Raw genomic sequence first — 26,949 nt, 5'->3', positions numbered from 1 at the left:
GGCGGCGCATGCACTTCGACGACTCGGCTGAGTCGATGGCCGCGCCTCCGCGCGGACGCGAGACGGGCCGCGAACGTCGCTCGTAAGACTCGCTCCGTGGTGGTTGGTGATGGCGGGGGCGTTCGGCACCCGGTGCGCGCGTGCCGCAAGGTCGAGACTCGCGCCGGCGGCGCATGCACTTCGACGACTCGGCTGAGTCGATGGCCGCGCCTCCGCGCGGACGCGAGACGGACCGCGAACGTCGCTCGTAAGACTCGCTCTGTCGGGGGTGGGAGAGGCTTGAAATGAGAATTGGCTAACCCAGCACGTACTCGGCGTAGCGCGCGACCGCGAGGACCAGATCATCGGAATGGCGCGGTCCGATGATCTGCAGGCCGACCGGCAGTCCTGCCGCGGTGGTGCCCGCGGGGATGCTGATCGCGGGTTGCTGGGTCATGTTGAACGGATAGGTGAACGGCGTCCACTGCGGCCAGCTATCGAGCCCGCTGCCCGGCGGGACATCGTGACCCGCCTCGAATGCGGTGATCGGCATCGTCGGGGTGATCAACAGGTCATAGGTGGTGTGGAAGGCACCCATGGTGATACCGAGTTGGGCAGCCACCGCACGGGCGTCGAGATAGTCGACGGCACTGACGGTTTCGCCACGTTCCCAGACCGCGCGCAGCCCTTGATCCACATTTTCGCGCGCACCATCCGGGAATTTCGCCAACATCGCGGCAGCACCGGCGGCCCACAGCACTTCGAATGCGTCGCGCGGATCTTCGAAGCCCGGATCGGTCGCGATGACCCGTAGCTCGGCATCGGCCAGCCGCCGCACCGCCGCATCCACGATCGCGGCGACCTCCGGGTCGACCTTCGCATAACCGAGCGTCGGCGAGTAAGCGACGGTGAGTCCGCGCACCTCGCGCGACATCTGGCCGCGGAAGGTCGTCACCGTCGGCGGCAACGCGGTCGGATCGCGCGGATCCGGCAGCGACAGGATGTCCATGAGCAGCGCGGCGTCCTCGACGGTCCTGGTCATCGGCCCGGCGTGCGCCAGCGGACCGAACGGACTCGCCGGGTACAGCGGGACCCGACCGTGCGTCGGCTTGAAGCCGACGATGCCGCAGAACGCGGCGGGAATGCGAATGCTCCCACCGCCGTCCGTGCCGACCGACACCGGCCCCATCCCGGCGGCCACCGCCGCCGCGCTGCCACCGGAGGAGCCGCCCGCGGTTGTCGTGGGATCGACCGGGTTGCGGGTGATGCCGGTCAGCGGGCTGTCGGTGACCGCCTTCCACGCGATTTCGGGTGTTGTCGTCTTCCCGAGGAACACCATGCCGTCCTCGCGCAGCCGGGCCGCGACCGGGCTATCGACCTGCCAGGGACCGCTCGGATCGACCGAGGTGCTACCGCGCCGGGTGGGCCAGCCCTCGGTCAGGAAGATGTCCTTGATCGAGATCGGCACACCGTCGAGCAGTCCGCGGGCATAACCCGAATGCCAGCGCGCCTCCGAATCTTTGGCCTGCACCAGTGCGCGATCCGGATCGACCAGACAGTAGGCGTTCACCGCACCGTCGCGCGCCACAATGGCTTCCAGAATCGCCTCGGTCGCCTCGACCGGCGACAGAGTGCCCGCCGCGTAGGCCGAGACCAATTCGACGGCGGTCATCGCGGCCGGTTGAGTATTGACGTCCGGGTAGCTCATGCCTTCGCCTCGCTGACGCTCGGCTCCGGCATGCGCACTGCGCGCTGGCACATGATTCGCTCACTTCGTTCGCTCATGGCAGGGCTCCTTCAGCCGGGCACGTACCCCAGCTCTTTATCGACCACGTTGTCCAAAGTCCGGCCGGCGATCCAATTATCGAAATTGCGGGTGAACGCCGTGACGACCTCGGCTCGCCAGCCGCTGAAATCACCCGAATTGTGCGGAGTAATAAGCACATTCGGCAGATCCCACAGCGGATGCCGCGCCGGTAGCGGTTCCGGATCCACCACATCGAGTGCCGCCCCGGCTATCGATCCGGTGCTGACTGCGGCGAGAAGGTCGTCGGTCACAACGAGTTCCCCACGACCGACATTGACAAACCTGGCATGTGGTTTCATCGCGGCAAATGCCTTGGCATCGAACATTTCCCGGGTCTGCGGCGTCAGCGGTGCGACCGCGACGACATAATCGGCAATGGGAAGTTCAGCGTGCAGGTCGCTATTCACGGTGCCGAAATCCGGGTCGGTGGCCCGCGCGCGCCGACCCACTGCCCGCACGGTCATCCCGGCAGCGCGCAATAACCGCGCGATGGCGCGGCCGATCGAGCCCGTTCCGACTATCAGGACGGTGGCGCCCGCAATGCGTTCGGATTCGCGATGTCGCCATTCGTGCTGTTGCTGCAACCGAAGCGATCCGGACAGATCCTTGGCAAAGCCGAGAATCTGTCCCAATACGTATTCCGCGATGGCCGTATCGAATACGCCACGTGTATTGGTGACCACGACCTCGCTTTCTCGCAGTGCGGGGAACATCACCGGATCCACGCCGGTCGAACCCATATGCAGCCAGCGCAAACGATCGGCCGCATGCCAGGCGCCGGGGAGCGCGCGAGTCAGGAAGTCGTAGACGAATAACGCGTCGGCGCCGCGCAGTGCGTCGGCGAGTCCGGGCGCTTGCGTGTACCGCACTTCTGCTCGATCGGCCACCGGGGCCATGAGGTCCGCCTCGGGCACACTGTCACTGTGCAGGACGGTGACAATCGGGCCCTGTTCCACATTGACACACTAAAATCGCATCGTATGATTGTCAACAATCCGATCGTTCTCGGAGGTCTAACGGCTGAGCGCGAGAGGGGCCGCATTGGAACTCGGCTTTCCCGATATCGAAGGGCCCGTAGCACAACGGGGGATCGGGATCATCGCACCGTTCGACCTCGCGCTCGAACGCGAACTCTGGCGCTGGGCGCCGCTGGATGTGAGCCTGCACCTGGCCCGCACGCCGTATGAACCGGTCCCGGTTTCGATGGCGATGGCCGAGCTGGTCTCCAATCCCGTACATCTGACGGCGGCGACCCGCGATGTGATGCACGTCGAGCCGGAAGTCGTTGCCTACCTGTGCACTTCGGGCAGTTTCATCAGGGGCCTCGCCTACGAGAAGTCACTGCGCGAAACCATTTGTCAGGCCGGAGCGCTGGACGCCGTCACCACCTCCGGCGCACTGGTGGAGGCGATCCGGCACCTGGATATCAGCAGAGTCTCGGTGCTCACCCCATACGACGAAATCCTCACCCACAAACTGCACGACTTCCTCGGCGAGGCCGGCTGCACCGTAATCCGTTCGGACCATCTGGGTTTGGGCGGTGGCATCTGGAAGGTCAACTACCGCACCATCGCCGAACGCATCATCGGCGCGGACGACCCGCAGGCGCAGGCCATCTTCGTCAGCTGTACCAACCTGCCCACCTACGACGTCATCGAGCCACTCGAACAGGCACTCGGCAAACCCGTACTCACCGCGAATCAGCTCACCATGTGGGCCTGCCTGGGCCGGATGAAACTGCCGATGACCGGTCCGGGAAAGTGGCTACTCAACGTTTTCTGATTGGACGAACATGCAGGCACCCACCGTCGGTTTCATCTACCCGGACCACGCGGCCGAGGACGACTACCCGCTCGCCGCGTCGCTGCTCGGCGTGCGGTTTCCGGTGGCTCACATCTACGGCACCGATCTGCACGCCATTCCTGAGCTGCTCGATCTGGGCAGTCCGGACAAGCTGCGCCACGGTGCCTCCTTGCTCGCACCGGACAAGCCCGACGCCGTCGTCTGGGCATGCACCTCAGGGAGTTTCGTATACGGACCGCAGGGTGCGCGCGAGCAGGTGCAAGCGCTGGCTTCGGCAGCTGAGGTACCGGCCTCGAGCACCAGCCTGGCCTTCGTCGCGGCCGCGCAGACGCTCGACGTGCGCCGGGTCGCGGTCGCCGCAAGCTACCCGGACGATGTCGCGCAGCTGTTCGTGGAATTCCTGGCCGATGCCGGAATCGAAGTGGTCGCCTTCTCCAGCGCCGGTATAGACACCGCAGCGGAGGTCGGCACTTTGACCGCCGCACAGGTGCGCGAACTGGCTGTGGCGAATGACCATCCCGACGCGCAGGCGCTGCTGATTCCGGATACCGCCATGCACACCCTCGGGGTGTTGCCGGAACTCGAGGCGCGCTTGGGCAAGATCGTATTGACGGCCAATCAGGTCACCATCTGGGAGGGCCTGCGGCTCACCGGCACCGCTGTGGCATCCGCCGTGCTCGGTTCCCTCTTCTCGGAAAGGCATATCCATGTCGGTCGTTGACTTCGAGCCGGTGAATCGGCAGTCGACCGCGGAAATGATCGCCGACCGGCTGCGCGATGCGATCATGCACGGCAACATGGCCCCCGGCGCCCAACTCGGCGAAGCCGACCTCGCAACCCGATTCGGCGTATCGCGCGGCCCGGTCCGCGAGGCTTTGCAACGCCTGCTCACCGAGGGCCTGCTGTACAGCATCCGCAACCGTGGCATTTTCGTCATCGAGCTGACCATCGACGACGTCGTCGACATCTACCGCGCCAGAACCGCCATCGAAGGCGGCGCCCTCGCACTCATCCTCGACGGCCGCCGAGATATCGCCTACGCGGCTTTGGAACCCAGCGTCACCGCCATGTGCGCGTGCGCCGAAAACGGTGATGCCGCAGGCGTTTCCGATGCCGACCAAGCTTTCCACGAGGCGCTGGTCGACAGCGCGGGCAGCCCCCGCTTGGTTCGAGCGGCCCGCACTTTGTTGATCGAAACCCGAATGTGCTTGGGGGCGTTACAGACAACGTATCCCGACTTGCGCGAGCAGGCCCGAGAGCATGTCGAACTGCGCGATGCGATCGGATCGGGACCGGCGCGCCGGGCGCGCACGTTGCTCGTCGAGCACATGGACGACGCGGTTCAGCGCCTGCACCGCCAGTACAGCCTCGGCGAACAGGCGACCTGACACACTGCGTCGCTCACCGCTCGCGACAGTCGATCAACCCTCGGCAGCAGGGATTCGGCCAGCTCGTCGTCTGGAGAATCGACGACGAGAGATCATGCAGCACAACGGTTCCCGATCCGCCGATGCGTGAATCACATCAACCTCTGGGCGCCTGCCCAATGGCGCGCGAAGGAGGTGGTTCTCGCATACGTACATCTAAACGCATGCCCCCGAAGAATTCAGGCCTGGCCAGACCCAAGTCAATGGCGGCCACCACCTCCTGGTCGCGTACGCCGAAGCAGTCTGTCCGACCGGCAGATTCATGCTATCAACGGGCCCGAACCGTCCACTCCCAAGGTGGTGAGTACAACCGGCTGCCGTCCGACGCGCAACGACACGGTAAGGCCGGGAGCCCCGCCGTCCCGGATGTGCCACGGAGTGTCGTGATCGAATCGGGTCAGCGATATATAGCATTTCCACATCAGAGCCCTCGCCTCGACCGCCTCGTGCACGGATCGATCCACCGCAGTCGTCAGCGCCGTAACAATGCCGTCGGCGCATACTCCTCGAAAGGTTTGCGCGATGACCATCATGGCCTCGACAGCGCGGTGCCTCGGATTGGTCGTGTTACTGCTGGGACTGACCACACCGGCCGCGGCGACACCGACGGCTACCGAACTGGGGCACGCGGGCCGCTGGCTCACCGACGACCAGGGCCGGGTGGTCACCTTGCACGGGGTGAATTTGGTCTACAAGTACCCGCCGTACTTCCCCGCAGCGGGAGGTTTCGGTGAGAACGACGCCAAGTTCCTGGCGGAGAACGGTTTCAACGCAGTGCGTTTGGGTTTCGCATGGAACGCCGTCGAACCGCGGCCCGGCGTTTACGACGATAACTACATCGCGCAAATCGAGCAGACCCAGCAGTTGCTGGCCCGGTACAACATCTACAGCCTTGTCGATTCCCATCAGGACGCGTTCAACGAATCGGTCGGCGCGAGTTGGAGCGGGTTCCCCGAGTGGGCGACGATCACCGACGGGTTCCCCTTGCAGCCCGATCCCGGCTTTCCGCTGGTCTACTTCACGAGCCCGGCGCAAAACCAAACGTGGGCGAACTTCTACCACAACCGCGCCGCGTCCGATGGTGTCGGACTGCAGGACCACTATGCGGCCATGTGGGCGCATGTCGCGCAGCACTTCGCAGACGAGCCGTACGTGCTGGGCTACGACCTGATCAATGAGCCGTGGCCCGGTTGGGAATACCCGACCTGCTTTCCGCAGGGCTGCCCCGAGTTCGAGCGCGGTGTGCTCGCGCCGGCCGAAGCCAAAGCGATGAACGCTATCCGCCGAGCCGACCCGAAACACATGCTGTTCTATGAGCCGTCGGTAACCAACGACCTCGGTACGCCGGACTGGATGCCGAATCCCACCGGCGATCCGAACGCGGGGTTGAGCTTTCACGACTACTGCTTCGGCCCTGTCGACACCTGCGTGAGTAACGGCTTGTATCGCGCCAACGCCGACGGCGTTGTCGGGCTGATTACCGAGTTCGGCGCGACCAAAGATTCGGCGAAGCTGACTCGTCTCACCGACGCATTCGACGACAACATGGCTTCTTGGCTGTTCTGGTCCCAACCGCAGGACCAAACACCCGGTCATCCCCAGGAGCCCCCGACCGGCCCCAACCTGATGGACCCGGCGATCGTCCGCCCATATCCACAGGCAATCGCGGGCACCCCTCAGCAGTGGCACTACGACAGCGCGACCGGGACGTTCACCATCCAATACAGTGCCCGCCGAGCCGATTCCGGACAATCGTTCCCACCTGGAGTCCGCACCGTGGTGTATCTGCCGCAGAGCACCTACCCCAACGGCTACCAGGTCCAAATCCAGGGCGCCGACATCGTGTCGGCACCCGATGCTCAGCTACTTCAACTCACCACCAGCCCTGGACAGGACACCGTGCAGGTGACCGTGACGCGTCGGTGATTCCAGTACCTACCTCAGGATGGGCACTCGGCTTACCGGACGACCAGCTGTCTCGTGGGTAGACCACATGACATGAACGCGCCGTTGTCGGTGCCCCCAGCCGCTATTGCACCTGGTGATCGGCCATCAGCGGGATCGGCTAACTTGGCAGACAACCGTGCGGCAAGGCACGCGGTGCGAGGTTGCGGAGGAGGTTCGGTGGATACGAACGCGGAGACGACGGGTACCGCGAGTTTCGACGAGCTGGCCGTCGAGATACGTCGCCGGATGGATTCGCTGTCCACCGCGCACAAGAAGTTGGCTCAGCGAGTGCTGTCGGATCCCGAAGCCGTGGCGTTCATGACTGTTTCCGAACTCGCCGGCGCGGTCAATGTCAATGAGGCCACGGTCGTGCGCTTTGCCAATGCTCTGGGTCTGAAGGGATATCCGGGGCTGACGCGACTGTGCCGCGAACGGTTGCAGGAACAAGCGCAACTGTTGCGCCGCTTCGACAATCTCGAGCACCTCACGGCCGAAGGTGTCGGGCTGCGCGAACAGACCGTGGGGCTGGATCAAGCGAATATCGCCCGCACGTTCGCGCGTATCGACGACGCGATGTGGGATTCGACCGTCGATCGGCTGGCCCACGCTCCACGGGTGCATGTGATGGGCCTGCGCAAATGCCACGCCCCGGCGTATCTGCTGACCTACCTGTTGCGGATGCTGCGCGAGGATGTGTCGGCGATCGATGCCAGTGTGGGAACGCTGACCGATGAACTGCGTCGGGTGCGTGCGGGCGATTGTTTCGTGGCGATGTCGATCCATCGATACAGCCTCGACACTGTGCGCGCCGCGCAGTGGGCTCGACAGCGCGGTGCCCACGTCATCGCATTGACCGATACCGCCGTCTCGCCGCTGGCGGTCTCGGCGCACGATACGTTTTACGTCGATGCGTCCAGCGCCAGCATCCTGCGATCGATGACCGCCTTCACCTCCCTCGCCCAGGCAATGACGGGTGCCGTCGCACAACTCCTGGGGCATGAAGTGCGCTCGACACTGCTCGAGGAGGAAAAGCTGTTGAGCGAGTTCGGCGTCTACGCACCCGATTGATCGGCGCGGTCGGCTACTCCGCCGTAGCCAGCTGTGCCGCACCGGCCCGGCGCTGATGAATCAGGCCGGCAGTGACCGCGGTCGCGGTGACCAGGAGGGTCAGCGCGAGCGGCGTACGGGTACCGGAATTCAAAGCCATTCCACCGACGATGGCCAGCAGGACGACTCCGACCGCGTAGGACAGGTACGGGGCACCCCACATTTTCACAGGCAGTGCGGTGATCTGCGCCGCGGTCTTATGGCGACGCCCGACGATCTGGGTGGCACAGATGCACAGGTAGACCACGACCGCGACCGCACCCGAGGAGCTGAGCAGGAAGGTGAAAACCGCTCCGGTGGGCAGGAAGTAGTTCGCCACGACCGCCAGGAATCCGGCACTGGAGGCGGCGAGAACACCGGCGACCGGCACCCCGGAGCGGGCGGTCCTGCCCAGCACGCGTGGGCCTTCACCGCGGCGCGAGAGCGAGAACAGCATCCGCGATGACGAGTAGAGACCCGAGTTCAGGCAAGACAGCACGGCCGTGAGTACGACCAGATTCATGGTGGTCCGCGCACCGGGAACGCCGAGCTGGTCCAGCACCGCGGTGTACGGGCTCTGCGTGACTTGCGTTGCGTTCCAGGGCAATAGCGTGACGACAACAAGTACCGAGCCGACGTAGAAGATCAGGATGCGTCCAGCGACGCTGCGCATACTCGCGCGCACCGCGCTGACCGGATCTTGCGCCTCACCCGCGGCGATCGTTACCAGCTCGGTGCCGAAGTAGGAGAAGAACACCGTCAACGACGCCACGAGCAAAGGTGTCGCGCCATTCGGGAACAGGCCGCCGTGCCCGAGCAGGTTGGCCGTTCCCGGCGCCTGGTAGTGCGGAAGCAGGCCACAGATGGCTGCGATGCCGATTGCGATGAAGGCGACGATCGCGACGACCTTGATCATGGCGAACCAGAACTCGAAACGCGCGAAAGACGTTACCGCCGCGAGGTTTACGGCGGTCAAGGCGCTCATGAAGATCAGCGAATACAGCCAGGTCGGCACCGACGGCAGGAGTTGATTGGCGACCGCCGCGCCGGCAATGGCCTCGAAAGCGACTGTGACACACCAGTGATAGGCGTAGACCCAGCCCACCGACAGTCCTGCCCAGGTACCGAGTTCGCGGGAGGCGTAGCTCGAGAACGATCCCGTTTCGGGGCTGGCCGTCGCCAGCTCGGCGAGCATGCGCATGACCAGAATGATCACCAGGCCGGTCAGTAGGTAAACGATGACGATGCCCGGACCTGCTGCGGAGATCGCTTTGCCGCTGCCGACGAACAACCCGGCGCCGATCACTCCACCGATACCGATCATCGTCAGCTGCCGAGTGTTGATGCTGTGCTTCAGATTTCCCGAGCTAGGCACGATGCCTTCTTCCATAAACCGTGGGCCGGTGCCCGATGCAAGTAGTGACATAGAACACGCCCTGCCGATTCTACGCAATAGTAATTGCAAAATGTGTGGCGTCTGCAAATTCTATGGCATAGTGCTGACATAGAACCCGCCGAGGAAGAAGTGAGGCCCATGTCCACCGTGCTGGTGAGCAGATCCGGTTCCATCGCAACGCTCGTTCTCAACCGCCCCGAACGGCTCAATGCCGTCAGTGAAGAGCTGTACCGGACGCTGGTCGACGAACTGAATGCCGCCGACTCCGATCCCGGAATCCGCTGCGTCGTCCTCACCGGTGCCGGGCGGGCGTTCTGCGTGGGGGCCGACTTGAAAGCGCACAAGTCCGGCACGAGGACTCCCGCGGAGCAGGCGCGCTACGTCGATTTGGGCCAGCGTGCCTGCGAGCAGATCCAGACGATGGGCACCCCGGTGGTGGCGGCGGTCAACGGATATGCCCTCGGTGCCGGTGCGGAACTAGCGATCAGCGCGGACTTCATGGTCATAGCCGAGGACGCGCAGATGGGGTTTCCCGAGGTGAGCATCGGCACCTTCGTCGGTGGTGGTGTAACCAACCGGCTGCCACGTCTGGTCGGTCTGCGTAGAGCCACGGACATGCTGATCCTCGGAGAGCGATTCACCGGTCGGCAGGCACTCGATTGGGGGTTGGCCCATTCCGCGGTAACCAGTGATCTTCTGCTCGGGTCGGCCAAAGGGCTCGCCGAAACCCTCGCAGCGAAGGCGCCACTCGCACTGGCCCGGATGAAGGCGGCACTGCGCCGCGATGACCCCCTCGACGTCGCGTTCGCCACTGAGCAGCACGAGCTCCTGGCATTGATGGCCACCCGGGATTGGGCAGAAGGCGTCGCCGCATTCGCCGAACGCCGCACCCCCGTCTTCGAAGGAAAGTAGAGATGACCAGCATCGACGACCGCACGTCCGGCCTCGGCGCGCCCGCCCGCACCGCACTCGAGCGGCTGTTCGACCCACATTCCGTCGCCATCGTCGGCGCATCCGCCAATCCGGCCAAGCGCGGCTTCCAGGCCATCCGCGCCCTGCAACAGTCCGGCTACGCACATCCCATCTACCCGGTCCACCCGACGGCACTGCAGATCCTCGGCCTCGGCGTGTACTCCTCGGTCGATCGGCTCCCCCACGGCGTCGACGTCGCGCTGATCGCTTTACCCGCCGCCGCCGTCCCCGACATGCTGCGCCGTTGCGCCGCCGCCGGTATCGCAGGAGCCGTCGTGCTCGCCAACGGTTTCGGAGAGATCGGGGGAACCGGCGCCGAACTCGCCGCCGCGCTCGCAGTGGCGATCGCCGAGACCGGCATTCGGGTCATCGGGCCCAACACCTCCGGCCTGCTCAACGTCGCCTCGGGCGCGAATCTCGTTGGCCTCGAGCATGTTCCGTGCGGCCCGATCAGTGTGATCACGCAGAGCGGAAATATGCTGCTGTCGCTGGTCAACGATGATCGGGCGACCAAAGGCCCCGGTTTCCACATCTGTGTGGGGCTGGGTAACCAGGCCGATATCCGGTACGACGAGTGCCTCACCGAATTCGTCCGCGATCCGGGTACGGGCGTCGTGGCCATTCATTCCGAGGGGTTTACCGACGGACGGTCGTTCCTGATCGCCGCCGCTCGTGCCATTCCGGAAAAACCGGTTGCCGTATTGCGCGGTGGCCGTTCGGAAGGGGGGCGCCGCGCCGCGCGGTCGCACACCGGCTCGATCGCCGGAGTCGACGCCGTGGCGACGGCCGTGCTGCGGCAGGCCGGGGTGGAACTGGTCGACCGCTCCGACGAGCTCGCGGTCGTCGCCGGCGCCCTTGCCGACTCCGCCCCGATCGCGCCAGGGCGCAAGGTCGCGATCCTCAGCGACGGTGGGGGCCACGCCACGCTAGCCGCCGACGCCCTCGCCGCCAACGGCATCGAACTAGCCCAACTCGGCGATCGGACACAGAAACGGCTGCGGCATCTACTCGGCGCTAATGCGGCCGTGGCTGATCCAGTCGACGTGGCGGGCGCCACCGACGCCGACCCATTGGTGTTCGCCGAGGCCGCCGAGATCCTCATGGGCGATCCCGATGTCGGTCTCGTGCTGGTCATCGGTCTCTATGGCGGCTACCACCTGCGCTTCGACCCACGGCTGCGCACGATCGAGGATGCCGCCGCCGGAGTGTTGCTCACACTCGTCGCCGAACACGATGTCCCCCTGGTGATCCAGAGCTGCTACGCCGGCCTCGACATCGCCAACCACGACCGCCTGCGGGCCGGCGGCGTACCGGTGATCAGCTCCATCGATCACGCCGTACGGGTCGTAGCGGCCCTGGAGCGGCGTGGTCGCCTGCTGGCGACTACCCCGCAACGCTCCACACTTGTACTTCCACCGCCGGCCGCCGCCATCCCCGGATCGGGACTTCTCGATGAACCCACCGCACGGCGGGTGGTCGCCGCCGCCGGAATCGACCTCGGCGCATGGACTTTCGCACGCACCGTCAAGGATGTGGCCGCGGCTGTCGCCGACTATCAGCGACCGTGCGCGCTGAAAGTTGTTTCCCCGCAGGTCATCCACAAATCCGAGGTGGGCGGGGTCAGGGTCGGCGTGCCGGCCGCCCAGGCGGCCGAGCAGGCACAGGCGATCATCGACTCCGTCCATGCGCATGTGCCAGACGCCCACATCGATGGGATGATCGTCGCCCCAATGGCCGATGCCGGAATCGAACTGTTGGTCGGCGCCACTCGCGATCCGATTTTCGGGCCGGTGGTGGCCTTCGGTAGCGGTGGGGTGATGGTAGAGGCATTGCGCGACGTCACATTTCGTGCTGCGCCCTTCACCGAGTTCGAGGCCCGCGAAATGATCGACGAGACGATCGCCGCCCGCATGCTCGACGGCTACCGTCATCTCCCCGCAGTCGACCGGCACCAGCTTGCCCGATTTCTGGTCCGCGTCGGCGATTTCGTAGCCGCGCACCCGGAGATATCCGAACTCGATCTCAATCCGGTGATCGCATCCGGTTCCGACCTAGTCCCGGTCGATATTCGAATTGTATTGCGCGAGAATTCCGGAGACGATGATGACTGAGCCGATCCGCGTCGACCGTGTCGGCCATGTCGTCGTCTGGACACTGAACCGCCCGGCGGCGCGCAACCCGATATCCGCGCAAGACACGATTACCGCCCTCGAGGACGCGGTGACGGCGGCCAATCACGACCACAGCGTGCGGGCGGCGATTCTCACCGGCGCAGGGACAGCCTTCTCCTCCGGCGGCGACCTGAAACAGATGCGCGATCGTGCCGGAATGTTCGGTGGTGCACCGGCGCAGCTGCGCCAAGGGTACCGGAAGGGTATCCAGCGTATTCCAAAAGCGTTGTACGACTGTGAGATCCCCACGATCGCCGCCGTCAATGGTCCGGCCATCGGCGCGGGGTGTGATCTGGCGCTGCTGTGTGATCTGCGGATCGCCGCACGCACTGCGGTATTCGCCGAGAGCTTCGTCCGGGTCGGACTTGTGCCCGGCGACGGTGGCTCATGGCTGTTGCCGAAGGCAATCGGTATGGCCCGAGCGTGCGAGATGGCCTTCACCGGTGAACCGATCGACGCGCACACCGCGCTCGATTGGGGCCTGATCTCCGATGTCGTCGAACCCGACGCCCTGCTCGATACTGCCCACCGCCTCGCCGCCCGCATATCCACCAACCCACCGCACGTACTCCGGATGACGAAGCGACTACTGCGCGAGGGCCGACACCAGAGCCTCGACAGCCACCTCGAGCTGGCCGCCGCGATGCAGGCGGCCGCTCACCACACCGAAGATCACCGCGAGGCGGTCACAGCCATGCTGGAGCGTAGACCGGCCGCCTTCAACGGCCGATGAGCGGTCGGGCATGGCTGACCTCCCCCTATGCGCGTTGCGTCCTAGAAATGCCGAGGCCGGACCAGCCCGATGTCGTAGGCGAGCACCACCGCCTGCACTCGATCCCGCAGCCCGAGTTTGCGCAGAATCGCCGAAACATGGCTTTTTACAGTGCCTTCGGTGACATCCAGTTTCGCCGCTATCTCGGCGTTGGAGGCAGCTTGCGCGATGAGTGTGAGGACCTCGACCTCTCGATTCGTGAGATCGGCGAGATCCGGCATTGCCGCCGTTTCGGGGCGCATGTCGGCGACGAACCGATCCAGCAGCCGGCGCGTCACCCGCGGCGCGAGCAGCGCCTCTCCGCTGGCCACCACACGTATCGCCTCGACCAGTTCGGCGGGCCGGGTGTCCTTCAGCAAAAATCCGCCCGCACCGGCGCGCAGGGCCGCGTACAGCAGTTCGTCCTCGTCGAAGGTGGTCAGGATGATGACCGAGGGCCGGGGCTGGAATGCGGAAAGTCGTTGCGTCGCCTGCACACCGTCGACACGAGGCATCCGCAGATCCATCAGCACGATATCCGGCTGTGTCTGTGCTGCCAGGTGCACCGCCTCCGCCCCGTCCCCGGCCTCGCCGACGACCCGGATATCCTCGCGTGCCTCCAGGATCATCCGAATCCCGGTGCGGACCAAGGCCTGATCATCGGCGACCAGCACACTGACTGTCATCGCCGCCTCCGTGTGATCTGCCGCGCGCACGCGCGTCGCGGCGGCCGGTCCATCGCGAGCATCCAATCACCCGAGTGTCCGGATCCGGACCTGCGGGCATGTCAGTCCTTCACCGGATCCGCTCCCAGGTGCTTGGTAACTGAATCACCGGCTTCCACCGTATTCCATAGTGCCCGGTTCACCCGGAGCTTCACGGTACTGCCGTCCTCTAGCCGGACTATCAAGCGCCGGTACAGATTTGCCCCGTCGAACAACCCACGCGACTTCTTGATAACCGTCCCCCGCCATTCCTGCTGTACCACTGATCGACTCCTTCCTCCGCCAGGCATTCATGCCGCAGGTTCCTTGCGGCGTACCTCCAGTGTTTCTTGTCGCCGAGCCGAGAACATCAACTTGCAGGCTTGTATTTGTCTCTGTCGAAAGTTGGAGACCAGCCTCGGATGGCCGGCGGTCAGCGGCGATGACATCAGGCGGGAGATGATCGGCGCCCGTGCCGAGCTGCTGCGTGGGAACGGATTCCGGGTGGTGAGGTAGCGCCGTTCGGGTGGGCGTGAGGCCCGATTCGAAACTTGCTCATCGTGGTTGCGACCGGACCGGAAGCCATGCCGCGACGCGGAAGCCACCGGCAGCGTTAGGGCCGGCTTCGAATCGTCCGCCCAGCTCTGTTACACGTCGCCGCATCCCGTCCAGGCCCCGACCACTACCGTGACCGAGTCGGCTACCGCCGCCGTTATCGGTAATCGCCACCACGAGTTGCCCCGCGGCGATCCGGACGTCGACCTCGGCGCGTTCGGCTCCCGCGTGCCGCAGGACGTTGGTCAGCGACTCTTGCACGATCCGGTAGGCAGCTTCGGCAACTCTCGACGCGACAGCGATGCCATCTGTCCCGTGCCGGTTCACGACCACCTCGACTCCGACCTGTGACATCGACTCCACCAGCCTGTCCAGATCCCCCAGTCCAGGCGAAACGCTCGAGTCGCGGTCGATCACCTCGAGCAGTCGACGTACTTCGCCGAGGGCTTGTCGGCCAACGGACTCCAATGCGGCAACGGCATCCCGGGCCTTGTCGGGGTGAGTGTCGAAAACATCGTTGGCCGCTGCGGCTTGCAGCACCATCAGCGACACCGTGTGCGCGAGCACATCGTGTAGCTCACGCGTGATACGGGCACGTTCCTGCTGGACCATACGCCGGGCTTCGGAGTCGCGCTGGGCAGATCTGGCGCGCCCCAACGCACCCCAACTCCAGGCCAGCAGGGCGGCACCAGTCCACAGCAGCGCTTGCAGCCCCCGCCCGGTCGTTCCCATCGCAATCGCGAAGAACAGCACCGCCGCCGCAAGACCCCACAACGACGTACGTGCGGGGCGCAGCCAAGCAAAGGTCGTCAGCACGATCAACGCGACGCTCGAACCCACCTGAACGTGCAGCAATTCCAACGCTGCTCCCACGAACAGGGAGGAAACCGTGACAAAACCAGGCCGACGGTCCATCCACCAAACGACGACCGCTTGGCACACCACCAACCCGATCACGACGACTCTGCCACCGGCCGTAGGCACCGCCCGGGGAACGAACAGCACTACCGGCAACAACGTGGCAATGGTGCAGGCGACCAGCAGTACCCGCCAACGCCGCGACAGCCCCATCTCGAACTGATCCCGCACGTCACCGACGCTACCGGGCCCGACACCTCGACCGAGTTAGCAGTGCCCATCGCCTCACCGTGCGGGTGCTTATGGCTTGACGTCGTTGTCGAGCCGGTCGCGCTCGTCGACGGCTGCGGCGAGGACGGAGGAACCCGGTCGTTTGCCGAATTTCCATTCGTTGAAGGCCAAGTTGAGCAGGACGGCGGCGACTGCGGCGGCGCTGATTCCGGAGTTGAGGACCACTGCGATTCTTTCGGGGAGGGCGTCCCAGAATTCCGGTGCCGCAACGGGTATGAGGCCGAAGCCGATCCCGACCGCGACGATGATCATGTTGAGATTGTCCTGGTAGTCCACCCGGGACAGAGTTCGAATCCCGCTCGCCGCAACCGATCCGAATAGCACGAGTCCGGCGCCGCCGAGTACCGGGTACGGAATTCCGGCGACTATCGCGCCGACCACCGGGAGCAGGCCGAGCAGCAGGAGAATCAGGCCGCCGGTTGCCACTACGAACCTGCTTTTGATTCCGGTCAGTGCGACCAGGCCGACGTTTTGCGCGAATGCGCTGCAGGTGAAGGATCCGAAGACCGGCGCAACCGTCGTCGACAGCATGTCGGCTCGCAACCCGTCCGCCACGCGCCTGGCATCGACGTCGGTTCCGACGATTTCGCCGATCGTGAGGATGTCGGCCGTGGTTTCGATCAGGGTCACCAGGATCACGATTGTCATCGCGACTATGGCCCCGACTTCGAAGGTCGGCGCCCCGAAGTGCAGCAGCTGCGGCGGCGCGACCAGGCGGGAGTTGCCCACCTCGGAGAAATCGACCTTGCCTGCGCACCCCGCGATGACGGTGCCGAGCACGAGCCCGATAAGAATCGACAGTCGCGACAGCGCGCCCTGGAACAGGCGACTGATCACCAGGATGATCAGCAGCGTCAGGCCGGCGAATCCGATGTTGGCCAGGGAACCGTAGTCGGGTGCGGCGGAGTTGTTGCCCATTGCCCAGTTGAAGGCGACCGGCATCAATGAAAGGCCGATCACGGTGATGATCGTGCCCGTCACCACCGCGGGGAACATTCGCACCAGTTGCGCGAAGAACGATGACAGCACCAATCCGATTACCCCGGCGACGATGATGGAGCCGAATACCGGACGTAACCCGCCGGTGGTGGCAATCGCCACCATGGTCGATACGCCGGCGAAGGAAACCCCCTGCACGATGGGCAATCGGCTGCCGAACGGTCCGATTCCGAGGGTTTGCAGCAGCGTGGCGAGGCCCGATACGAATAGGGCCGCCGTCACCAGTAATCCGATCTCGGCGGCGGACAGCCCGGCCGCGCCGCCGACGATCAGCGGTGGCGCGATCACACCCCCGTACATCGTCAGAATGTGCTGGGCTCCGTAGGCGGCCAACTGTCCCGGCGAGTGTCTTGCGTCCTCCGGTCGTCCACTGTCCGCCCGGCCGCGACGCCAAGTCGACTTCCCCATACCCTCATCCTCTCCGAACGCGGAAATCATGTTCCGCACCACGGAAATGTGACAGGCATCACTCGAGTGTGGCTACGGTAGGTATGTCCAGTCTTCGGTCCCGCGGCGGCACACCGCATTGTTGGTTCGGCTAGTTGCCCCTGTCTCTACTATCGCCCCAGGCCTATTGCGAGTCGACGTGATGCAACCAGGTGACGCTCCGTCCATCCGCTGTTCTGCACCCCCGACCGAGGGCCCTCTGAGAACTCAGGTGTCTTGGCCCGCGGTGCGGACCTTGATACCGTGAAGGCTCATCGCATCACCGCGGAGGATCACGTGCACCGTCTCATGCCGAAAATCATTGCTGCCGCAGCGATCTCGCTGGCACTCGGTCTGCAGCCGACGATCGCGGCCGCAGCCCCGGACGGCACGCCGCCGGAGCCTGCACTCACAGCCCGAACCCCCACGACAGCTCCTTTCGACCCCATCTGCCCCCTCTGTTTCCTGCGAGAACTGATCGAGAGCGGCTCCAGCCACCAGTAACATTCTCGCGGTCCGCTGATGAGAACTCGGTGGGTAGTCCGACCTCGAAGCCACGAAACCCCCGTGTCCTGATCGAGGGCACCGTCGTATAGCTGCGCCCTGTCATTCGTACGGTCGGTAGATCCATTCTCCGACATTCCTCATATCCAGCGCATACGGAATCGATTCGCGCACAACCACTCACAAGCAACCTGCACGTGTCGAAGGGTGAGCCCGCGTCATTCCAGCCGCCGCTCAGTTGCAACCAGCCGCCGGGCAGCCCGATCTTCGAGTCGACCGCGACGTTGCATTTTGGTTCGGGGTGCTCGTCGCGCCAGCGGATGTAGGCGGCGATGGCGTCGTCCTGCTCGCCGCAGCTGCGGTGATCGGTGCCGTTAGGAGCGAAGTACCGCAGTGCGGCAATCTCGGACCCGATCGAGTCCAGCAACGAGCAGTAAGTCGGCAGGAACACCAACTCGACGTCGTTGACCGGGCACCACTTTCGTGCATCTCGCGGCGTTTGTGCGGGGAGACGTTATCAACGATCACATACAACTTCTCGCCCGGCCAGCGGTGACGCAATGACTGCAGAAGGGACCCGAAACTCGGTCCAGCGCTTTCGATCTCAGGTCCGACAGTAGAGCTGACCGGTAAATCCAAGGCGCCCAGTAGATTAGCGTGGCAAGCATGGAATCAGTTCTCGTCGCACGCTTGTAGTGGGCTGCAAGGTGCAACCTTCCCAACAAGATTGAAACAACACGCCCGCTTGCTACCTTGACGTTGCCTCGACTCCGAAAGGACTCCGACCGTGAAACCCGGCCCTCCTGTCGACCTGCGGCAGAATCAGCCCCACACCGCCCGAATGTATGACTACTACCTCGGCGGCAAGGACCATTACAGCGCGGACGAGCAAGCGGCTGAACAGGTCGTGACCATCTGGCCAGGAGTGCGGGTGGCCGCGCAGAAGAACAGGGCGTTCATACACCGCGTGACACGGTTCCTCGCAAACGCGGGCATACGTCAATTCCTCGATGTCGGAACCGGTATCCCGACCGAGCCGAATCTGCATCAGGTGGCCCAACAGATTGCGCCCGACGCGCGAGTCGTCTACGTCGACAACGATCCGATCGTGCTCGTCCACGCCAGGGCATTGATGGTCAGCTCACCGGAGGGTCGTACCAACTACGTCTCCGCCGACGTCACGACACCCGAAAAGATTCTCAACGCCCCGGGATTGCGGGAGACACTGGACCTGGCCCAACCGGTCGCGCTCAGTCTCAACGCGCTGATGCATTTCATCCCCGACGAGCAGGATCCCTACGGAATCGTCGAGACTCTGATGGACGAGCTCGTTCCTGGCTCGTATCTAGTGATGACACACGTCACGCCAGACTTCGACCCGACGGCAATAGGCTCCGTGGTCGACATCTACCGCCGCAGCGGCTTGCCATGCCAAGTCCGAAGCCGAGACGAATTCATGCGGTTCTTCCAGGGACTAAAGTTGGTCGATCCCGGTGTAGAGGTGCCGCACCGCTGGCGCCCGGACGGTGTCGAACCCCCGAAGACAATGGACGCGCAAGTGTCCGCCTACGCGGGCGTTGCACGCAAGTAGTGCAACCCCCGCACCCAGGAGACTGTCCCGTTCCGACGTCGAAATCCAGTCCCTGCAACACCTTTCGATGCTGAGGTCGCAACCACCACTCGAACCTCGAGGTCGATGGGCGAAGAGCTCGACAAGCGAAGCCGGTCCGACACTGTGATTTGTGAGCCGAGCAGTGCGGGTGCATATAAAACGAGCCCCCGTCCGCCGGTCCGGGAATTCAGAAACTTGTCCGGGAACTGGGTGATGATGCCCTGGCTGAGGATGTCGGCGACATCCATTATGTGTGCCTTGGCCTCGTCGAACTTGGCGGTCGCGTCGCTGTACTTGCCGCCGATGACGGCGGCTGCGTAAGCGACGGTCTGGTCGATGTGCATGCTCATCGCCTCACGCATGTCCTGCTGCGACCAGTTGGGGTTGATCGAAGCGAAGAAGTCGGCGATATCTCGAGCGTTGCCATGCCAGTCCGCGACTGCCCTGTCGAGTGCCGGCTGGTAGCCGATCCTGGCGGCGGTGAGGACTGGCACAGCCTGCAAGATGTGGATAGTCAGAAGGCTGGTGAGCTGCCCGCCGACCTCCTGGCCGTAGTATGGTGCGAACGCGTTACCGATGTCGACCTGATTGCGCAGCAGTCGGTCGAGACTGGGCGGCAGTGCGAGGGGATTGTCGGCGAACGCGACCACGACCGCCCAAGTCCCGTCCATGTGCTGACCCCACAGCGTCCGCATCTCGGTGTTGAGCTCGGTTTGCGCTGTCGCACCGGGCGAGGCGTGCAACACCTGCGCCGACGCGATTGCCGCAGAATTGCACGCAGGAAGAACGTCGCCGAACAATGCGAGAGATGTCATCGTTGCCGCAGTGACCGCACGGTAACGGGCAGTGGTAGACGCGGCCGTAGCCGCCTCCCTCGACCGGGCCGACGTAGACCAGCTGATCGAGGCGACCGCCGACCGCAAAGCCACCAGCACGCGCACGGCGCACGCCCGCGGCGATCGCACGCTGCATATCGCGATCCAGCGTGATCGAACGCAGACCTTCGTCGTCGGAGTCGAGCGGCGGGCCGCTTTGAGAGGCTCGTTGCAACGGACCTCGTGAAGTAGTTGCAGGCGTATGGGTTTGCGGCCTATAGCCATGAAGGTCGGCTCGTCACAGACGCATTCGATCAGCAGCCATTACCCGGACTGAACGTTGGCGTTGGCCATATGGGGTTGGACGCGACGCCGCAATGCCCCGTCCGAACCTGCGCGATCCCCTCACTCGGCCTGGGGGAACGCTAGGGGTCGACAGCCTGATCGGCACCGAATTCGAAGGCTGGACCCGCGACGCGAACTGCCGTGGTACGACAAGGACGGCCACCCCACCAGCCACGACCGCGACGCCAACCCCGGCAACTGAGCCGCAATCAGCGCCGAGCACAGAACGGCGGGCCGTTCGGCCCGCCGTTTTCGCATCCTGACCAGGGCCTCCGTAGCGGCGCCGCCGTTGAACATGATCCGCCGCCCGGACGTGCACAGCCGCAGCCCAGCGAGACGGTACCGCGGCGAGTTCATCGCCCCGACACCGAGCGGCTGGAACTCCATGCGACTGACCGGTTCCGGGACGACCTCGCTCTCACACGTGGTCGACCAAGCCTTTGGCACCCTCGGACACGGCGCAGTGCACGCAGCAGAAGAATCGGCCGTCCGACTCCACACCGTGGCCGATGATCTTGCAATTGCAGTGCTCGCAGATGGGTGCCATGCGGTGGATCGCACATTCGAAGCAGTCGAAGACATGCCGCATTCCCTGAGCCTCGACGACGATCGGCATAGCGTAATCGTTACCGCAAACCTCGCATGCGCTCATGGACCGTAGGCTACTCCGCGACACCGGCACCATATAGCTAATTTCGAGTTATCTGCGCATGACCACGTCGAACTGCGCAGCGGACGTCACCGCCTCGAGTTCGGCACCAATGTCCGGGCCGTCGATGCCCTGTCACAGCGCCCACACATTCGATACGACCCAGTCGACGAATTCGTCGTAGATCGGGGCCTCCACACGGATGCGCTCGGTGAACACCCCCACCTCGGGCAAATGAGGTCGGGATAGGGTTCGGTGGAGGTTATGGGATGAGTTTCAGATTGGCGGCGTACGCCGTGTGCATCGAGAAGGGTCGGGTTCTGCTCGCATGCCACGTTCCACCGAGTGGCGAAATCAGCTGGACTCTTCCAGGTGGTGGCGTCGAGCACGCGGAGGATCCGTTCGATACGGTCACCCGGGAACTCGCTGAAGAAACCGGATGCGACGGCATCGTTGAACATCTGCTCGGCGTGGACTCGAGGGTGATCCCCGCTGCCGCCGCGCGTGCCGGTGCCGAGCACCAGAATGTCGGCATTTTCTACCAGGTGCGCGTCACCGGCGGCCAGCTCCGGCCTGAGCCGAACGGTGAAACCGCTGAGTCGATCTGGACTCCGATCCCCCATGTAGCCCGCCTGCGCCGATCTTCACTTGTTGATATCGGCATCAACCTGGCTCGGACGGTTCCGGCGACCGGCCACGTTGCTCCCGTTCCGGTCGGTGGCTTGATCCAGCACTGAGACACGCGCGCCTTGGCGCTGAGTTGCTGTTCCAGATCCTCACCGAACACGAGGATAAAAGGCGGCCAGTCGGACATCGCGATCGCTGCCGCGCAGCTTGACAACACTGAGGCAACGCCTCGGCACTATGTCCAGCGAACTCACGTCGGCCCTGACGCGCGAGACGGCCCGATATACGAGGTCGACGGCTGGATCGTCACCAAACCAGAGCGGCTGTACTGGACACGTAAGGGCTGGGTTGAACCCGCGCCGGTCAGTTGCCCGCGCGTTATCTAGCCCCTAGGGCTCTGACCTTGGTGTTCGCGGAAGATGGCGTCAGCGATTGTCAGCATTTGTAGTTCTTTCGTCACCCTCGGCAACAGTTGTTCATGGATGTCGGCGGATATCGGCATTCAGCGCCCTTCTCGCACGGTGTGTGCTGACGGTGGCCCGCTGTCGGACTGGGCCGCGGCATACCAGGGCGCCATGCTCGTGGCTGCCGGAGGCCGATATCTTTCTTCACCTGACCGCCGGCCACTGGGACATTGCCGCCGTCGTACCGATCGTGGAGGAAGCAGGCGGACAGTTCAGAGACCTCCACAAAGGACGCACCCATCTCGTCCGGCGCCGCCGTATTCACCAACGGCCGCCTGCAGGAGAAAGTGCTCGATTTGCTTGGACACGAACAGAACTGAAACAACACCCGGGTGCGCCATCCGGGTTTACCGACTTCATCGATGCACGCACATCAGCAATATCGTGCGTTCGGTCGCCTCGCTGAAGCCGTGTTGGCCAACCGATTTGGAGCGAACCTGGATGGCTGACCCGCCCCGCGCAGCGGCATAGAAAGGACATCTGTCGAGACTTGTTGTACTGGTCTGGTTGCGGTTCTATCTGACGGAACTGGAGAGAGTCTGCGTGAGGGCAATTCGATTGCGTTCGACCTCGCCGACATGCACTCTTCGATCGTGATCGATATGCAGGTTGTAGATCCCGATGACTGGAAGGTCTGGCGAAGACTGCGGCTCGAGGCCCTTGCCGATGCTCCCGATGCATTCACGTCACGGCTCGTGGATTGGCAAGGGGACGGTGATCGGGAGGAGCGTTGGCGAGCTCGTTTGAGCCTCACCGGATCATGCAACCTGATAGCTGAGTTGGATGGCCGGCCCGTAGGGATGGTTAGTGGCTTCCCAGGCCTGCGGGACGGCGTCGTCGAGCTGGGAACGCTGTGGGTGAGTCGGATAGCTCGAGGGCAAGGGGTTGGGGATTGCTTGGTGGAGGCGGTCAAGCAGTGGGCGATACAGATGAGTGCCGAGGTCCTGCTGCTCACGGTCTCGCCCCGCAACGAGCATGCCATTGCGCTGTACCGGCGCAACGGATTTGACGATGCCGAGTTGGCAAGGGCGCCGAGGTCGATGATCGGCAGCAAAACCATGATGGCGAGGACGTTGCGATCGAAATGAAGCCGAGGCAGCAGCGCCTGCAGGGAGAGCCGCATGTGCATGCGTTCGGGCGATCGCACGCCCAACGACTTTCAGCCTGCGTTGGCCAAGCTCCTTCTCCAGGTGCGCTGCGGCGCGTCAAAGCTGGCGTGTCGCACGCACATCGGCATTGCCGTGCATTGCCCAATGCGCAGGAAGCCTTGCCCGGCAAGCGATCAGGGTGCAGCGGTCACGGCGTTGCGCGCCCCTGACCGCTCGGTTGAACGCACGGGAAGCGGCATGACCGGATAAGCCAAGGAACCTGAAGTCGGCTGTGTCCGTCCGTGACTAGCCGGTGACGCTGATGTCGAAGCGGGCGCCTGATCACTCCACCGGCCGACAATCGGTCGTGCTCAGCACGGTCTGGTTGTTACTGTGCAGCCATGAAGGTCAATTCACGAATCGCTGCCGCGGCCGCACGAGCTCTCAGCTCGCCGGTCGCTGCCGCCTGACCTTTCTCCCATGCCGGCGACCGGAAACGGTCCGCTGGTGTGCGTCAGTCTTGTTGCCGGACTTGCCATGTGCGGTCGCTTCCGGTCGATTTCACATCGATGGAGCAATTACCGTGATCACGACAGACCAGACCGTTCAGACCTTCCTCGACTTCTTCCGCGAACGCGGGCATGAACTCACGCCGGGCGGATCGCTCATTCCCTCGCCGGGGGATCCGGTGCTGTTCACCACCTCCGGGATGCACCCGTTGACCCCATATCTGATGGGCCGACCCCACCCGCTGGGCCAGCGGCTCACCAGCCTGCAGCGATGCCTGCGCACCACCGATCTCGAGGAGGTCGGTGACGACACCCACCTCACCGTGTTCGAAATGCTCGGGTCCTGGTCACTCGGCGACTACGGCGGCCCGCAGAGCCTGCGTTGGGGATTTGAACTGCTGCGCGACGGCTTCGGCATCGACCCCGGCCGGATATACGTCACGGTGTTCGGCGGTGACGAACAGGTCGAGCCTGACCACGAATCGTGGCGCACGTGGGATGAGCTGGGCTTACCGGTCGAACCGACCACTGACGCGAACTGGTGGTCCAACGGCCCGACCGGACTCTGCGGACCCGATTCTGAGATCTTCGTCTGGACCGGAGACGAAATGCCGCAGGGCACACCGACATCCGATGACCAGTGGGTGGAGGTGTGGAATCACGTCATGATGCGATACGTCCGGCATCCCGACGGCAGCCTCGAACCAATGCGCCGGCCCGGCATCGACACCGGCCTGGGTCTGGAACGGCTGGTGCGAATCCTGCGGAACACGCAGTCCGTCTTCGAGATCGACGTTTTCCAGCCCTGGCTGACCTCCCTGCCCCGAATCTGGGGCCCGCTGGACGAACCGTCCCTGCGACTGCTGTCGGACCATCTGCGATCCAGCGTCGTTGTCCTCGGCGACCGGGTCACGCCATCCCCGTCCGGTCGCGGTCACGTACTCCGCCGTTTGATCCGCCGCACCCTGACCACGCTGAGGCGCGACGATCCGACCCGCACCCTGTCCGACCTGCCGATTGAGCTGGTGGAACACACCCTCGGGCACTTCCGGCAATCTGTTCACTCCCACGAGGTGCGCACCATCCTGCTCGACGAGGAACGCAAATTCGATCTGCTGCTCCAGCGCGGACAAAAGGTCTTGTCCCACAGCCGTTTCACCGGCCCCTTGACCGACGACGACTACCACTACCTGCACGACACCCACGGCTTGCCCCGCGATCTCGTGATGTACCTGAACACCGAAGCCGGTGTCAGTTGACATGTCCGGGCTGTATCAGGCCGTGGCGGACCCGATCAGCGTCGTAAGCGGCAGAAGCGGATGTTCGTGCTGATCGCAGGTGGATCCGTGCGAAGGTGCCACGTTCTCGGCTACTCAGTCGAGACAGAACTCGTTGCCCTCGATGTCCTGCATCACCAGGCACGACTCGTTGACGCCATCGGCGCGCACTAGTCGCACGCGTACCGCGCCACCAGTCGTGCGCATTCGGACTCGAGTGCAGCCACGCGCTCGTCACCCACGAGCCCGGTGCCGACCCGCACGTCAAGATGCAGCCGATTCTTCACGACCTGCCCCTCAGGCACACGCTGGAAGTACAGGCGCGGGCCCGCACCTGAGGGATCAATACATGCTGAGCCCCGGTGCTCGTACCCCAATACCTCAGACCAGCAACGAGCGACGCGCTCAGGTTCCGCGCAGTCGAAGGTAACTTGGATCTGTTTAACCGACGCCATCGGTCCACCATAGAGACCGGAGTCTTACGTCGTCTCCACTTCGAATCGCCACGCTCACAATGCGATACACGCTAGCAACGGCTTTGCAGTCGGTACTGACCACTGGTCGACGCGGATGCCGATGATGCACCGCCCCGACCATCGGGACACCTGCTCGTTTCAGAATGCGCTCTTCGGCATGATAGTGCGCTCACACGGCGGCAGATGCCGACGGCGCGTTGATCTTCCGAGGTGCCACGCTGGCAGGTTCGGTCAGCGCGGTATGCGGCAATGTGCGTCGACTTCGGGTACGCCTTAGCCCGGTAACGCTGCCGCCAGCTCGGCACAGAGCGCATCGAGTCCGGATGCAGGGATTTGAGGCGCGTCCGGAGAATCGGCGTTGTGCCACGGTACATCTCGTGCGGTGTCGGACGGTCGGGTGAAGACGTGCTGGTGGAGGTGGACACCGGCCGCGCTCAGGCCCGCCACGAAGGTGAAGACGTGGGCGGGTTCGAGAACCCGCCGCAGGGCACCGATCGACGAGCGGACAGCGCGGGCGAACGCTACTGTCTCGGCGTCGTCGAGCAGATCGACGGTCGCAACGTGACGACGAGGCTCGACGAACAGGTAGCCCGGCCGGACCCACTCGCCATGGGCGGGCCGGTGGGTCACCACCACGAGGTCGTCGACATGGATCACCGGGCTCACCAGTGGTCCGGTCCCGTTGTGTTTGTCGCAGATCATGCACCCCCACATGCGGGGGACGATACCGCTGCTCCGGCAGCTAGTGCGCAAGCGCACCTCGAACTCTCGATTCGGAGCAGGCGCTCACCGTGCATTCCTCGTGCCCGATAAGGCATATCGGCGCCGGTGTCGATCTCACGTTGGGCGTGCATGACCACGACGTGGTTGGTGTCGCGCCAGTGTCGTGAGAGCCGGTAGGCCCAGACCGGTCCCCGGTACACCTCCGCCGCAGGGAACGGGAACCGCAGCGCACACCCGTCCGGCGGCGCTGGTGGGAGCAGCAGTGGTGACGGGGCAGAAGGCTCGCGCAGTAGTGCGGCGATGTCGATATCAACGACGATAACGCCAGCTCGGGCAGCGCGGATCTCGAGTGGTTCGAGTGAGCCGTGGAAGGTTGAGCCGGGGCAGATGATGGGGCTGGTGTCGCTGGCGTAGTCGTAGGCGTCGAGGATTCGGTCGCAGTCTTCACATCCGCAATACAGCTGTCGCGTCATCAGCAGCGTCTTGCGGATCGGTAGGGAGTGCCATTCGTCGTGGCAGTGCGGGCACATCTCACGTGCGCCGCTGTCGGGACGTGTGGAGAGTTGTTCATCGACGAGAGCGTCGATCTCGTCGACGAGGGCACGGTCGCGGGTTGGATTTTGTTGTGGCATCAGTGGATTCCGAGTTCGTCTAGTTTGTCCTCGAGCGCGTCGGCGGCGGCGTCGGG

Annotated in this window: 24 protein-coding genes and 1 pseudogene; 14 read left to right on the top strand and 11 right to left on the bottom strand. The window is 64.2% G+C overall.

What is annotated here, in order from left to right:
- Positions 1-295: 295 nt before the first annotated feature.
- Together ACIBI6_RS11520 and ACIBI6_RS11515 are read right to left on the bottom strand one after the other, a co-directional pair.
- Positions 296-1,687 carry an amidase gene (locus tag ACIBI6_RS11520; RefSeq protein ID WP_396955971.1) on the bottom strand — a complete coding sequence of 464 codons (1,392 nt, stop codon included), beginning with the start codon at positions 1,685-1,687 and terminating at the stop codon, positions 296-298.
- An 89-nt stretch (positions 1,688-1,776) separates the two neighbouring features.
- Positions 1,777-2,742 carry a D-2-hydroxyacid dehydrogenase gene (locus ACIBI6_RS11515; protein WP_364339736.1) on the bottom strand — a complete coding sequence of 322 codons (966 nt, stop codon included), beginning with the start codon at positions 2,740-2,742 and terminating at the stop codon, positions 1,777-1,779.
- Between the two features lie 85 nt (positions 2,743-2,827).
- Here ACIBI6_RS11515 and ACIBI6_RS11510 point away from each other — a divergent pair, with 85 nt between their 5' ends.
- The 5 genes from ACIBI6_RS11510 (at position 2,828) to ACIBI6_RS11490 (ending at position 8,031) form a co-directional block, all read left to right on the top strand.
- Entirely contained in the window at positions 2,828-3,568 is a 741-nt protein-coding gene (locus ACIBI6_RS11510) for an Asp/Glu/hydantoin racemase (RefSeq protein ID WP_396955970.1), read from the top strand.
- 10 nt (positions 3,569-3,578) lie between these two features.
- Positions 3,579-4,310, top strand: a complete 732-nt coding sequence (locus tag ACIBI6_RS11505) for a maleate cis-trans isomerase (protein WP_364339732.1) — start codon at positions 3,579-3,581, stop codon at positions 4,308-4,310.
- Positions 4,297-4,977: a GntR family transcriptional regulator gene (locus tag ACIBI6_RS11500; protein WP_364339730.1), complete on the top strand. Its 681-nt coding sequence runs from the start codon at positions 4,297-4,299 to the stop codon at positions 4,975-4,977. Before ACIBI6_RS11505 ends, ACIBI6_RS11500 begins: the two co-directional genes overlap by 14 nt.
- Before the next feature lie 561 nt (positions 4,978-5,538).
- The gene (locus tag ACIBI6_RS11495) at positions 5,539-6,942 is read left to right on the top strand and encodes a cellulase family glycosylhydrolase (RefSeq protein ID WP_396955969.1); all 1,404 of its coding nucleotides are present in this window, start codon (positions 5,539-5,541) and stop codon (positions 6,940-6,942) included.
- Positions 6,943-7,140: 198 nt separating this feature from the next.
- Positions 7,141-8,031: a MurR/RpiR family transcriptional regulator gene (locus ACIBI6_RS11490; RefSeq protein ID WP_396955968.1), complete on the top strand. Its 891-nt coding sequence runs from the start codon at positions 7,141-7,143 to the stop codon at positions 8,029-8,031.
- Positions 8,032-8,044: 13 nt separating this feature from the next.
- Here ACIBI6_RS11490 and ACIBI6_RS11485 read toward each other — a convergent pair whose 3' ends face one another.
- A complete protein-coding gene (locus ACIBI6_RS11485) occupies positions 8,045-9,424 on the bottom strand; it encodes an amino acid permease (RefSeq protein WP_396955967.1) in 1,380 nt (459 codons plus the stop codon).
- Positions 9,425-9,583: 159 nt separating this feature from the next.
- Here ACIBI6_RS11485 and ACIBI6_RS11480 point away from each other — a divergent pair, with 159 nt between their 5' ends.
- The 3 genes from ACIBI6_RS11480 to ACIBI6_RS11470 are packed head-to-tail and all read left to right on the top strand — an operon-like array spanning position 9,584 to position 13,321.
- Complete coding sequence (locus ACIBI6_RS11480) at positions 9,584-10,357, top strand: enoyl-CoA hydratase/isomerase family protein (RefSeq protein WP_396955966.1); 774 nt, start codon at positions 9,584-9,586, stop codon at positions 10,355-10,357.
- A gap of 2 nt (positions 10,358-10,359) precedes the next feature.
- Entirely contained in the window at positions 10,360-12,528 is a 2,169-nt protein-coding gene (locus tag ACIBI6_RS11475; protein WP_396955965.1) for an acetate--CoA ligase family protein, read from the top strand.
- The gene (locus ACIBI6_RS11470) at positions 12,521-13,321 is read left to right on the top strand and encodes a crotonase/enoyl-CoA hydratase family protein (protein ID WP_396955964.1); all 801 of its coding nucleotides are present in this window, start codon (positions 12,521-12,523) and stop codon (positions 13,319-13,321) included. Before ACIBI6_RS11475 ends, ACIBI6_RS11470 begins: the two co-directional genes overlap by 8 nt.
- A 41-nt stretch (positions 13,322-13,362) precedes the next feature.
- Here the strand turns inward: ACIBI6_RS11470 and ACIBI6_RS11465 are convergent, their stop codons facing one another.
- From ACIBI6_RS11465 to ACIBI6_RS11455, 3 genes are all read right to left on the bottom strand, one after another.
- A complete protein-coding gene (locus ACIBI6_RS11465; protein ID WP_396955963.1) occupies positions 13,363-14,025 on the bottom strand; it encodes a response regulator in 663 nt (220 codons plus the stop codon).
- A 573-nt stretch (positions 14,026-14,598) separates the two neighbouring features.
- On the bottom strand, positions 14,599-15,687 hold the full coding sequence (locus ACIBI6_RS11460; protein ID WP_396955962.1) for a sensor histidine kinase: 1,089 nt from the start codon (positions 15,685-15,687) through the stop codon (positions 14,599-14,601).
- 69 nt (positions 15,688-15,756) lie between these two features.
- Entirely contained in the window at positions 15,757-17,154 is a 1,398-nt protein-coding gene (locus ACIBI6_RS11455) for a nucleobase:cation symporter-2 family protein (protein WP_396955961.1), read from the bottom strand.
- 1,363 nt (positions 17,155-18,517) lie between these two features.
- Between ACIBI6_RS11455 and ACIBI6_RS11450 the strand changes: the two genes are divergently transcribed.
- On the top strand, positions 18,518-19,267 hold the full coding sequence (locus ACIBI6_RS11450) for an SAM-dependent methyltransferase (protein WP_396955960.1): 750 nt from the start codon (positions 18,518-18,520) through the stop codon (positions 19,265-19,267).
- Here ACIBI6_RS11450 and ACIBI6_RS11445 read toward each other — a convergent pair.
- Positions 19,243-19,938 carry a hypothetical protein gene (locus ACIBI6_RS11445; RefSeq protein WP_396955959.1) on the bottom strand — a complete coding sequence of 232 codons (696 nt, stop codon included), beginning with the start codon at positions 19,936-19,938 and terminating at the stop codon, positions 19,243-19,245. The two genes, ACIBI6_RS11450 and ACIBI6_RS11445, sit on opposite strands and share 25 nt — an antisense overlap.
- Positions 19,939-20,134: 196 nt before the next feature.
- Here ACIBI6_RS11445 and ACIBI6_RS11440 point away from each other — a divergent pair, with 196 nt between their 5' ends.
- Positions 20,135-20,350: a hypothetical protein gene (locus ACIBI6_RS11440; RefSeq protein ID WP_396955958.1), complete on the top strand. Its 216-nt coding sequence runs from the start codon at positions 20,135-20,137 to the stop codon at positions 20,348-20,350.
- Between the two features lie 516 nt (positions 20,351-20,866).
- On the opposite strand, the gene ACIBI6_RS11435 is transcribed toward ACIBI6_RS11440, so the two are convergent.
- A complete protein-coding gene (locus ACIBI6_RS11435; protein ID WP_364339701.1) occupies positions 20,867-21,100 on the bottom strand; it encodes a hypothetical protein in 234 nt (77 codons plus the stop codon).
- A gap of 266 nt (positions 21,101-21,366) precedes the next feature.
- On the opposite strand from ACIBI6_RS11435, the gene ACIBI6_RS11430 reads away from it, so the two are divergent.
- From ACIBI6_RS11430 to ACIBI6_RS11415, 4 genes are all read left to right on the top strand, one after another.
- Positions 21,367-21,834: an NUDIX hydrolase gene (locus tag ACIBI6_RS11430; RefSeq protein WP_396955957.1), complete on the top strand. Its 468-nt coding sequence runs from the start codon at positions 21,367-21,369 to the stop codon at positions 21,832-21,834.
- 415 nt (positions 21,835-22,249) lie between these two features.
- A complete protein-coding gene (locus ACIBI6_RS11425) occupies positions 22,250-22,594 on the top strand; it encodes an inositol monophosphatase family protein (RefSeq protein ID WP_396955956.1) in 345 nt (114 codons plus the stop codon).
- Between the two features lie 196 nt (positions 22,595-22,790).
- Entirely contained in the window at positions 22,791-23,276 is a 486-nt protein-coding gene (locus tag ACIBI6_RS11420) for a GNAT family N-acetyltransferase (RefSeq protein ID WP_396956001.1), read from the top strand.
- Between the two features lie 583 nt (positions 23,277-23,859).
- Entirely contained in the window at positions 23,860-25,044 is a 1,185-nt protein-coding gene (locus tag ACIBI6_RS11415) for an alanine--tRNA ligase-related protein (RefSeq protein WP_396955955.1), read from the top strand.
- Positions 25,045-25,158: 114 nt separating this feature from the next.
- Here ACIBI6_RS11415 and ACIBI6_RS11410 read toward each other — a convergent pair.
- From ACIBI6_RS11410 to ACIBI6_RS11400, 3 genes and pseudogenes are all read right to left on the bottom strand, one after another.
- A pseudogene (locus tag ACIBI6_RS11410) lies at positions 25,159-25,517 on the bottom strand (VOC family protein).
- A 294-nt stretch (positions 25,518-25,811) separates the two neighbouring features.
- Positions 25,812-26,252: an HIT family protein gene (locus ACIBI6_RS11405; protein ID WP_396955954.1), complete on the bottom strand. Its 441-nt coding sequence runs from the start codon at positions 26,250-26,252 to the stop codon at positions 25,812-25,814.
- Positions 26,237-26,893, bottom strand: coding sequence for a hypothetical protein (locus tag ACIBI6_RS11400; protein WP_396955953.1), 657 nt, complete (start codon positions 26,891-26,893; stop codon positions 26,237-26,239). The genes ACIBI6_RS11405 and ACIBI6_RS11400 overlap by 16 nt, the downstream gene beginning before the upstream one ends.
- Between the last annotated feature and the right edge of the window lie 56 nt (positions 26,894-26,949).

This window comes from Nocardia sp. NPDC050412 (assembly GCF_044458825.1).
Lineage (GTDB): Bacteria > Actinomycetota > Actinomycetes > Mycobacteriales > Mycobacteriaceae > Nocardia.
The sequence above is the reverse complement of the archived record's forward strand: the minus strand, read 5'-3'. Positions and strand labels throughout refer to the sequence as shown.

What these genes read in the sequence shown, in the direction of transcription:
- ACIBI6_RS11480 (WP_396955966.1), top strand. Translation starts at nt 9,584, where the DNA reads ATGTCCACCGTGCTGGTGAGCAGATCCGGTTCCATCGCAACGCTCGTT.
- ACIBI6_RS11465 (WP_396955963.1), bottom strand. Translation starts at nt 14,025, where the DNA reads ATGACAGTCAGTGTGCTGGTCGCCGATGATCAGGCCTTGGTCCGCACC.
- ACIBI6_RS11495 (WP_396955969.1), top strand. Translation starts at nt 5,539, where the DNA reads ATGACCATCATGGCCTCGACAGCGCGGTGCCTCGGATTGGTCGTGTTA.
- ACIBI6_RS11520 (WP_396955971.1), bottom strand. Translation starts at nt 1,687, where the DNA reads ATGAGCTACCCGGACGTCAATACTCAACCGGCCGCGATGACCGCCGTC.
- ACIBI6_RS11405 (WP_396955954.1), bottom strand. Translation starts at nt 26,252, where the DNA reads ATGTGGGGGTGCATGATCTGCGACAAACACAACGGGACCGGACCACTG.
- ACIBI6_RS11435 (WP_364339701.1), bottom strand. Translation starts at nt 21,100, where the DNA reads ATGAGCGCATGCGAGGTTTGCGGTAACGATTACGCTATGCCGATCGTC.
- ACIBI6_RS11450 (WP_396955960.1), top strand. Translation starts at nt 18,518, where the DNA reads ATGTATGACTACTACCTCGGCGGCAAGGACCATTACAGCGCGGACGAG.
- ACIBI6_RS11420 (WP_396956001.1), top strand. Translation starts at nt 22,791, where the DNA reads ATGCAGGTTGTAGATCCCGATGACTGGAAGGTCTGGCGAAGACTGCGG.
- ACIBI6_RS11475 (WP_396955965.1), top strand. Translation starts at nt 10,360, where the DNA reads ATGACCAGCATCGACGACCGCACGTCCGGCCTCGGCGCGCCCGCCCGC.
- ACIBI6_RS11400 (WP_396955953.1), bottom strand. Translation starts at nt 26,893, where the DNA reads ATGCCACAACAAAATCCAACCCGCGACCGTGCCCTCGTCGACGAGATC.
- ACIBI6_RS11505 (WP_364339732.1), top strand. Translation starts at nt 3,579, where the DNA reads ATGCAGGCACCCACCGTCGGTTTCATCTACCCGGACCACGCGGCCGAG.
- ACIBI6_RS11430 (WP_396955957.1), top strand. Translation starts at nt 21,367, where the DNA reads ATGAGTTTCAGATTGGCGGCGTACGCCGTGTGCATCGAGAAGGGTCGG.
- ACIBI6_RS11455 (WP_396955961.1), bottom strand. Translation starts at nt 17,154, where the DNA reads ATGGGGAAGTCGACTTGGCGTCGCGGCCGGGCGGACAGTGGACGACCG.
- ACIBI6_RS11500 (WP_364339730.1), top strand. Translation starts at nt 4,297, where the DNA reads ATGTCGGTCGTTGACTTCGAGCCGGTGAATCGGCAGTCGACCGCGGAA.
- ACIBI6_RS11470 (WP_396955964.1), top strand. Translation starts at nt 12,521, where the DNA reads ATGACTGAGCCGATCCGCGTCGACCGTGTCGGCCATGTCGTCGTCTGG.